Consider the following 2620-nt stretch of genomic DNA (forward strand, 5'->3'; position numbering starts at 1 on the left):
CGTGACGACGGTGAGGTCGCGCGCCGCGCCCAGCGCGGAGGCCAGCGAATCCGGCTGGGGCTGTTCCGGCGTGGCGAGCGAGAACGCATGGGCCTCCTCGCGCTGCTCGATGGCGAGGAGCGACTGGCCCACGACGACGAGCCGCACGAAGCGCCGGCCATCTTCGATGCGCCGCACGAGCTGGGGCGCGGCGCCGTCGAGCTTGAGCACGGCGATGCCGCCACGGCCGAGCGCGACGTAGGTCACTCCCTGATGGACGACGGAGTCGAGCACAGGGCCGAGGCCCAGCGTCTCCGCGGCACGTGAGGCCGGGGACACGGGAGCCTGGGCAACGATGACGGAGGCGAGGAGCGCGGAGCCGAGCATGAGGCTGGCTCTATATCGCTCCTGCCTCCTGCGATTCCTGGACTTTGAGTGACGTGAGCATTGCGCGAGAGGGGGCAAGGATTGACGGACTCAGGGTATGGCCGCGCCATGACTGCCGGGCAACCAACAAATCCTCCCTCACCAGGGCTGTCGTTCGTTCGGTTTCAATCCCATTTCACCCGCGGACAAAGTTGAAAGGCTCCACCAAGCGGAAAGAGTGGCCATACCTGTGGGCGCAACATCTGAAGCAACCCCCAACGCGGTACACGAACTGGAGGCCTGAAATGGCCCGTGTCTTTGCTCGCGGTGCGTTGTTGGCAGTGACGATGTTCCTGGTCAGCGCTTGTGGAGGCCCGGTGGAGTCCCCTGAAACTCCCAGCGGCAACACGCCGTCGCCGGCGCAGGTGGCGGAGGAGATGGCGGGGTACAACTGGCAGGACCAGGAGGAGAACTCCTCTGGAACGGTGACCGCGCAGTACTGCGCGCTCGAGTATGTCCAGCCCTGTATCGCGGACGTCGCGATATGTGCGGTCCGTTGTTGCGATGACTCGCTCTTCAAGTCCGCGCAGGTCTGCGGCAACTGCGGCACGTGGGCCGCGGGCGCCTGCGCCAACCACGGCACTCGCAAGCGCATCCGCTGGGAGTAGCAGACGCCAACGTCTGGGTGATGCTGGAGGCGTCGTCCCCGCCGTGTGGGCGAGGACGACGCCTTTGCGTGTCATTGGCTCAGTCGACGAGCAGCCGCTTCACGGGCGCGGGGTCCACGGCCACCATCAGGGGCCGGGTGAAGTTGCTGAAGGACACCAGCGCCTGACCTGGCGCGAGCCGGGAGACGCGGTTCCACAGGCTTTCGTCGATGCTGCCCACCGACTTCTGCATCCGGTTGATGACCGCACCGTCGGTGATCTTGTGGATGATGAAGTTGTTGAGCAGGGCCAGCACCTCGTCGGGCAGGTGCTGGGGCAGTTGCGTGACGAAGACGAGCCCCAGCCACCGCTTGCGGCCCCGCTTGGCGATGCGCGCCACCTGTTCGAACAACACGGGCATCTGCTTGATGCGATTGGCGGACAGGAACTCGTGGGCCTCCTCGATGATGATGAGCACGGGCGTGACGGGGGCGTCCCGTTCGGCGGCTTCCTGGTAGCGCTTCTCCTGGTGCTCCTGGAGCCCCCGGAGGATGTCCGCGATGACCAGGTTGTTCAGCTGCGGCGAGTCCGTGTTCGACAGGTCGATGACCGACACCCGCCCGGCCTGGAGCATGGAGTCGTAGTTCACGCCCGCGGTGTTCTCGACGTCGAAGACCTTCAGTCGCTTCAGCAGCTGAAGCTTGTTGCCCAGGGTCTTCCAGCTCGACTCATGGGTGCTCCTCTGCGCCATGACCCGCGCCCTCACCAGCTTGACGTTGGCTTTGAACTCGCTGAGGAGCGTGAGGCCCCGTGGGACGTTGGGGAGCTCCTCGGAGTCGCCGTCCTCGCCATCCGAGTCGTCCTCCTCTGTCCGTCTGCGCCGCCCGGCAGCCGCCCGCGGCTCCGTCCTGCCCTCGCTGCTCAGGCTGTACGTGTACGCATTCACCACGTCCAGGATGTGGTCGATGGTCATCCGTGGATAGCCGGTGTCCTGCTCGTCCAGCTCCAGGACCTGCTGCCTCTCGGCCTCGTTCCGAGGGAAGAGCTTGAAGTCCTCCAGGAGCAGCTTCGTGACATCGAAGGCGCGCAGGAAGCGCTCATGCTGCGCGTCCGACATGCTCAGGATCTCCGAGATGGCATAGGGCGACAGGCTGGAGAACTTCAGCGAGAAGCCATGCCGGTGCGGATGCCGGGGGTTGCGGCTGTCCCGGCCCGTGAGGTGATGGATGTGCAGGTCCTTCACCCCTTCTGGCTTCTGCTTCCGCTGCTTGAGCAGCTCCCGCATCGCTTCGTGGTCGGTGGGTTTGTCCACGTGGGTGTATTCACCCTCCACGTCGAAGACGATGGTCGCGATGCCGGAGAGCTGCGCCCGGTGGATGAGCGTCGCGACGGTCGTGGACTTGCCGCCACCCGTGGTGCCGATGATGCCCGTGTGACGGGGGAGGATGGCCTTGTCCCGGGGATTCAGCCGCGCCTCCATGTTGTCATACCCCACGACCCGGCCCAGGCTCAGCGCACCGCCCACGCCCAGCACCTTCGCACTCTCCTCCTCGCTCAACACGAAGACGGGGCTCTGGGGCCGGGTCGTGGGGTATGACAACATGGAGGCGCGGCTGAATCCCCGGGAC

General features: G+C 65.9%; 3 protein-coding genes. 1 reads left to right on the forward strand and 2 read right to left on the reverse strand.

The window, feature by feature from the left end:
- Positions 1 to 366, reverse strand: a 366-nt coding sequence (locus tag D7V77_RS41430) for a hypothetical protein (protein ID WP_199733987.1), incomplete at its 3' end; no start/stop codon positions are given.
- 284 nt (positions 367 to 650) lie between these two features.
- Between D7V77_RS41430 and D7V77_RS41435 the strand changes: the two genes are divergently transcribed.
- On the forward strand, positions 651 to 1013 hold the full coding sequence (locus D7V77_RS41435) for a hypothetical protein (protein WP_126936478.1): 363 nt from the start codon (positions 651 to 653) through the stop codon (positions 1011 to 1013).
- Positions 1014 to 1092: 79 nt separating this feature from the next.
- On the opposite strand, the gene D7V77_RS41440 is transcribed toward D7V77_RS41435, so the two are convergent.
- Positions 1093 to 2620, reverse strand: a 1528-nt coding sequence (locus D7V77_RS41440; RefSeq protein WP_147452344.1) for an ATP-binding protein, incomplete at its 5' end; no start/stop codon positions are given.

The sequence above is a fragment of the Corallococcus sp. CA041A genome (assembly GCF_003612075.1).
Lineage (GTDB): Bacteria > Myxococcota > Myxococcia > Myxococcales > Myxococcaceae > Corallococcus > Corallococcus exiguus.